The sequence below is a fragment of the Deinococcus sp. genome (genome assembly GCF_018260405.1).
GTDB lineage: Bacteria > Deinococcota > Deinococci > Deinococcales > Deinococcaceae > Deinococcus.
In genome coordinates this window covers 1047-6785 of the sequence record NZ_JAGLBG010000105.1, presented here as the reverse complement: position 1 = coordinate 6785, position 5739 = coordinate 1047, and the positions used below count along the sequence as shown (strand labels likewise).

The following is a 5739-nucleotide window of genomic DNA, read 5'->3' as shown; positions in this document are numbered from 1 at the left end:
CGAGGAAGGCCGCGTCAATGAGACGCTGGCGGCCCAGCGGCTGGGGGTCAAACCCTTTCCTGCCAAGAAAGCCCTGGAAGTGGCCCGGCGCCTCAACGAAACCAAGATCCGCGCTCACCTGAGCCGGATTCTGGAAGCCGACCTGGCGATGAAACGTGGGCTGGATGCTGGCGTGGCCCTCGAACGACTGATCCTGCAACTCAGTGTCTGAATTCGCGGCGCGGTATAGACTTGAATAAGATTCGATCTGATAAATTGCACCAAGTTCAAAAGAGCAGCTGACAGGTCACGAACCTGCGGTCTTCAAAGGAGTCATTATGGATTTCACCCTGTCCGACGAACAGCGTCAACTGCAACAACTGGCCCGCGACTTTACCCGCAAGGAAATCATTCCGATTGCTGCTGAGTACGACCAGAAGGAAGAATTACCCTGGCAGGTGGTCGAGAAGGCCTTCGAAGTGGGCCTGCTAAATGTTGCCATTCCCGAACACGCGGGTGGCCTGGGGCTGGGCATGCTCGACGAATGCCTGATCGGTGAGGAAATCGGCTACGGCTGCATGGGGATTTATACCGTGCTGATGGCTTCCGAACTGGGCCTGACCCCCATTCTGGTCGGCGGCACCGAGGAACAGCAGAAGCGCTTTTGCCAGCCGATGACCGAGAAGGCCGGGCTGTACGCCTTTGCCCTCAGCGAACCCAACAACGGCTCGGACGCGGCGGCGATGCACACCATGGCCGTGCTGGACGGCGACGAGTGGGTGCTCAACGGCACCAAGATGTGGATTTCCAACGGCGGCATGGCTGAGTGGACGGTCGTTTTTGCCACCACCGACCGCCAGGGCGGGCACCGCGCCACCGTCGCACTGGTCGTTCCCAAGGACGCGCCGGGCTTTACCTACAACAAGATCAAGCACAAGATGGGCCAGCGGGCCAGTCTGACCAGCGAACTGGTGTTCGAGAACGTGCGCGTGCCCAAAGAGAACCAGCTCGGCGGCCTGGGCGACGGCTTCAAGATCGCCATGAAAACCCTGGACAAGACCCGTATTCCGGTGGCCGCCGGGTCGGTGGGTCTGGCCCGCCGCGCCATGGAAGAAAGCATCAAGTACGCCAAGGAACGTGCCGCTTTCGGCAAGCCGATTGCCGAGTTCCAGGCGATTCAGTTCAAGCTGGCCGAGATGGCGATGGGCATCGAAACGGGCCGCCTGATGTACCAGAAGGCCGCGTGGCTGGTCGATCAGCACCAGCCGCACGGCTTCGAGAGCGCGATTGCCAAGGCGTACTGCTCGGAAATGGCTTTCGACGCCGCCAATGAGGCGATTCAGGTCCACGGCGGTTACGGCTACGTAGGCGAGTACCCGGTGGAAAAACTGCTGCGCGACGTGAAGCTCAACCAGATTTACGAGGGCACCAACGAGATTCAGCGCGTGGTCATCAGCCGCAACCTGCTGAAGTAAACCAGCACTGAAAATTAAGCTCAGTAGGAACCGCCGCTCTCCCTTTGCAGAGCGGCGGCTCCTACTGGTTATCAGCTCAGAAAATGCGCGGGTTCGGTTCGATATCGAGCGTATTGGCAAAGTCGGTTTCGTCGGCCCAGACCTTCATATGGGTCAGGCGGGCGCTGCCGAAGGTGGTCGAGAAGGCGACATCGGAAGCGTCCCGGCCCTGACCAATCAGAATGCGGCCCGCACGCGGCTTGTTGTGCCGGGCATCGAAGGTGCGCCACTGGCCATCGATAAACGCCTCGAACCAGGCGTGAAAATCCATCGGTACGGGGTCAGGAACGATGTCGATGTCCGGCATATAGCCACATACGTAGCGGGCCGGAATATTCAGTGCCCGGCAAAATGCCACGCCCATGTGTGCAAAGTCGCGGCACACCCCCCGCCCGCTGTCCAGTGCCTGCTTGGCCGTAGTTGTGGAATTGGAGCCGTACCCGTACACGCAGGTGTCGTAGAGGAAATCACAGACGGCCTGCACCTGCGCCCACCCCCCCTGAATGTAGCCGAAACGGTCCCAGGCCTCGGCGCTGACCAGATCGCTATCGACATACCGGCTGGGCAACAGGTACTGAATGGTTTCGCTGGGCAGATCCTCGACCAGGGTTTTGGGCAGGTCAGGCAGCACCGGATCGGGGTTACGCGTAATCTCAGCGATCAGGTCGTGGCCGATGGTCAGGGTGCCCGGCTGGGCCAGCAGCCGCCAGACGATGTTGCCGTGCCCGTCCTGGTAAGTGTGGATGCCTTGCGCCGCTTCCAGAGGCCGCTGATCGATAATGCGCTGGCGCGTACCGGTCAGTTCCAGGCGCTCACGGGGCTGCACCACGAAAAGCATGGGGGTGGTATAGGGGACCTCGAAGGTCAGTGAAAACCCTGCACGAATACGGAGTGGTCGTTCAAATGTTACGGAGCTGGAGTCGTGCTGGGCCATACCCCAGTTTGCCGCGTATCGGGGCAGGATGTCTGTAGCCTGACTAAACCTTTGGCCTCAGAGCCTGAGTATTTGAACGTCAATTCCAGAAACATCTGCAATTTGTACAAAAAATTTGTAACTCTCTGCACGATCTTGCGAAATTCCAGGCAGGTTTGACCGATCAGTGAGAAGTTCAGTCTCAGGACTGCTCCCGTGTTCCTCGTACCCCGCAAACTACCTTCCGGCGGGACAACCTTTCTTCGAGCCGCCCCATCTGGCTCACCAGTGTGGCTGTTCGTCCAGACGGGGATCGCCGCCTCTTTCGTGTCCAGCGGTCAACCGTGCCGGGGCAAGCGGACCGGATAGGCCAGGGTGCCCTCATAAATGGCGCGTCCGACGATGGCCCCCTCAATGCGTTCCTGCTGGAGCAGTTGCACGTCGTCGGTACTGGCGACGCCGCCCCCCACGATCAGGGTATTGGTCCACAGCGTCCGCACCTGCCGCATCAGGTCGCGGTCAAGGCCCCTGAGGGTGCCGTCACGGGTCACGTCGGTGAAGATCAGGGTCTCCAGGCCCGCGTCGGCCAGTTGCGGGGTCAATTCGGCCACCTGCACCCCACTGCCCTGGGCCCAGCCGTGCGTGGCGACCTCCAGCCCCTTGGCGTCCAGGCTGACCACCACCCGCTCGGGGCCGTGCGCGTCAATCAGTTCCCTGACCAGTTGCGGCTGCTTGACCGCCGCCGTGCCGATCACCACCCGCTCGACGCCCACTTTCAACAGGGCCTCTGCGGCCTGCCGACTGCGAATGCCGCCGCCAACTTCTACCCGGACGTGCAGTTCACGGACGATCTGCTCGATGATCTGCCGGTTTTCGCCCCGGCCCGTGGCGGCGTCGAGGTCGACCAGGTGCACCAGCCCGGCCCCGAGTCCGGCCCAGTGACGGGCCGCTTCCAGCGGGGAAGTGAAGTACACCGTCTCGCGCTCCGGGTCGCCCTCATACAGCCGAACCGCCCGGCCCGACTGAATATCGACGCAGGGAATGATGAGGGGCACAGGCAAAGCAGAGGCGGGCACGGGCGAAGTCATGACCGCAGGATAACCGGGGCGCGGCTGGCTCACCGCCGGACAGAGCAGTTCAGCGTGCAGACCAGGCAGGCTAGACTGAGGCCGTTGTGCGAATCGGACTTGTCACCGCCACTTACCTGCCCTCCAAGAACGGGGTCGCCACCAGCACCGCCTTGTTTGCCCGTGGACTGCGTGAGCGTGGGCACGATGTGCGGGTCTTCGCGCCGCGCCACCCGCAGCAGACCGGCCCCGAGCAAGGGATTTACCGCCTGAACAGCAGTTTTGCCGGAGCGCGGGCCATCGGTGCGCCCGCCGACTACCCGCTGATGCTGGCCCCCGGGCCACTGCTGACCGCCAAGCTGCCGCTGCAAGACCTGGACGTGCTGCACACCATGCACCCCTTTTTGGCCGGGCAACTTGCACTGCGCTGGTCGCGGCTGCTCGGTATTCCACTGGTCTATACGGCACACACGCAGTACGAGCAGTACCTGCACTACGCGCCGATACCAGTGTCGCTTAGCCGGGCCGTCATCCGCCCGCATGTGGCTGCCTTTGCCCGCCGGGCCGATCAGGTGCTGGCACCGGGCCGCGCGATGGTCGAGATGCTGCGGGTCTTTGGGTTTACCGGGGAGGTGCAGCTTTTTCCGAACCCTGTCGACCTGACCGCCTTCGCGCAGGCCGACGGCGCTTCCTTCCGGCGTGAATATGGTGTTCCCGCCGCTGCGCCGCTGGTGATGTACCTGGGCCGCCTTGCGGCCGAGAAGAACCTGGAAGTGATGCTGCACGCTTTCCGGGTAGCCAGTGCCAGCCGCCCCGACATGAGACTGCTGGTGGTCGGTGACGGCCCTGGCAAAGCCGCTGCCCAGGCCGCTGCGCCGGAAGGCGTGACCTTCACGGGATCAGTGCCGTATACCCGCGTGGCCGACGCCCTGAGCGCCGCCGACGTGTTTATCACAGCCAGTACCTCTGAAGTGCTGCCTATGAGCATGATCGAGGCTCTGGCGGGCGCTACGCCGCTGGTCGCGGCCCAGAGTCCGGCGGCCCTTGACCTGATTACCGAGGGCGTCAACGGAACGGTTCGTGAGGCGACCGCACAGGCCCTGGGCGAAGGTCTAATGGAAATCCTCGCCCCAGAGCGCCTGAGCACCATGCAAGCGGCGGCCAGAGCCAGTGCCCGGCAATACGACCTCATCAAACGGGCAGCCGCCCTGGAAGCGGTCTACACCTCGGTTATCGCCCAGCGCACTCGCCAGAGCTGAAGGCCAGAGCACGGCCAGGAGGCCGCTGCCGCAGCAACAAAAAACCCAGCACCTGGCTGGGTCTTTCAGTTGGAACTTGTTGTGGTGCCGAGGATGGGATTTGAACCCACACACCCGAAGGCGCTAGTCCCTGAAACTAGTGCGTCTACCAATTCCGCCACCTCGGCACGTGGTTCTGGCTCAGGCGCTTTTACGCTTGGCCGCGTTTCAGGCTCAGTTAATTTACTCAGTTGGAGGGCATCTGTCAATAGGGGCAGCGCGAATGGGGTGTAACTCAATTTTGCGAGATACCAGAAATGGCGCTGGTCACCCGCCCCCACCACTCGCCGTGCACCTCTGCGAGTCCACGCCGCGAAACCTGTATCGGTGCCATAGCAAAACAGGACCCCCACTAAGGGAGTCCTATTTGCCTTCTCGTTCCACTCGGGGTAGAAGTGAGTCATACTTTCTACCCGGCCTGTACCCACTGTTCGCCAGGCCTGCGAATGACCAGGCGCCTGACTCGACTGACCTAGATTTGGCTTATCGAGCGCTTACTTGACGAGGCCGAGTTTACGCACTTCGTCGCGCTCTTCTTCAAGTTCCTTGGCCGTGGCGTCCATCTTGGCACGGCTAAAGTCATCGACGGGCAGGTTCTGCACGATAGTATACTTGCCGTCCTTGACGGTCACGGGGAAGCCGTAGATCAGGCCTTCGGGGATGCCGTAGCTGCCGTCCGAGGGAATGCCCATGCTGATCCATTCGCCTTCAGGGGTGCCAAGCGCCCAGTCGTGCATATGGTCAATGGCCGCGCTGGCCGCCGAAGCCGCGCTGCTAGCCCCACGCGCCTCGATGATGGCCGCGCCGCGCTTGGCGACGGTGGGAATGTACTCGTTCTCGTACCAGCTGCGCTCCACCTGGCCCAGGGCGTCCTGGCCGTCTACCTTGGTCTGCGAGAGGTCGGGGTACTGGGTCGAGGAGTGGTTGCCCCAGATGGTCAGGTTCTTGATGCTGCTCACGGGCTTGCC

4 protein-coding genes, 1 tRNA gene and 2 pseudogenes are annotated in these 5739 nt (G+C 62.3%); 3 read left to right on the top strand and 4 right to left on the bottom strand.

Annotation, left to right across the window (positions count from 1 at the left end):
- Together QZ269_RS11240 and QZ269_RS11235 are read left to right on the top strand one after the other, a co-directional pair.
- Positions 1–211, top strand: a pseudogene (locus QZ269_RS11240) (DNA polymerase III subunit delta); the annotation flags it as partial.
- A gap of 106 nt (positions 212–317) precedes the next feature.
- The gene (locus tag QZ269_RS11235) at positions 318–1454 is read left to right on the top strand and encodes an acyl-CoA dehydrogenase family protein (protein WP_291426799.1); all 1137 of its coding nucleotides are present in this window, start codon (positions 318–320) and stop codon (positions 1452–1454) included.
- A 76-nt stretch (positions 1455–1530) separates the two neighbouring features.
- On the opposite strand, the gene QZ269_RS11230 is transcribed toward QZ269_RS11235, so the two are convergent.
- The gene (locus tag QZ269_RS11230) at positions 1531–2427 is read right to left on the bottom strand and encodes a transglutaminase family protein (RefSeq protein ID WP_291426798.1); all 897 of its coding nucleotides are present in this window, start codon (positions 2425–2427) and stop codon (positions 1531–1533) included.
- Positions 2428–2744: 317 nt separating this feature from the next.
- Positions 2745–3494: a 1-(5-phosphoribosyl)-5-[(5-phosphoribosylamino)methylideneamino]imidazole-4-carboxamide isomerase gene (hisA, locus tag QZ269_RS11225; protein WP_291426797.1), complete on the bottom strand. Its 750-nt coding sequence runs from the start codon at positions 3492–3494 to the stop codon at positions 2745–2747.
- Between the two features lie 86 nt (positions 3495–3580).
- Between hisA and QZ269_RS11220 the strand changes: the two genes are divergently transcribed.
- Positions 3581–4732, top strand: a complete 1152-nt coding sequence (locus tag QZ269_RS11220; protein ID WP_291426796.1) for a glycosyltransferase — start codon at positions 3581–3583, stop codon at positions 4730–4732.
- An 82-nt stretch (positions 4733–4814) separates the two neighbouring features.
- On the opposite strand, the gene QZ269_RS11215 is transcribed toward QZ269_RS11220, so the two are convergent.
- Both QZ269_RS11215 and QZ269_RS11210 read right to left on the bottom strand, forming a co-directional pair.
- Positions 4815–4899: transfer RNA gene (locus QZ269_RS11215), tRNA-Leu, on the bottom strand.
- Between the two features lie 366 nt (positions 4900–5265).
- A pseudogene (locus QZ269_RS11210) lies at positions 5266–5739 on the bottom strand (malate dehydrogenase); the annotation flags it as partial.

Excerpts from the sequence above, each read along its gene's own strand:
- QZ269_RS11235 (WP_291426799.1), top strand. The coding sequence starts at position 318 with ATGGATTTCACCCTGTCCGACGAACAGCGTCAACTGCAACAACTGGCC.
- QZ269_RS11230 (WP_291426798.1), bottom strand. The coding sequence starts at position 2,427 with ATGGCCCAGCACGACTCCAGCTCCGTAACATTTGAACGACCACTCCGT.
- hisA (WP_291426797.1), bottom strand. The coding sequence starts at position 3,494 with ATGACTTCGCCCGTGCCCGCCTCTGCTTTGCCTGTGCCCCTCATCATT.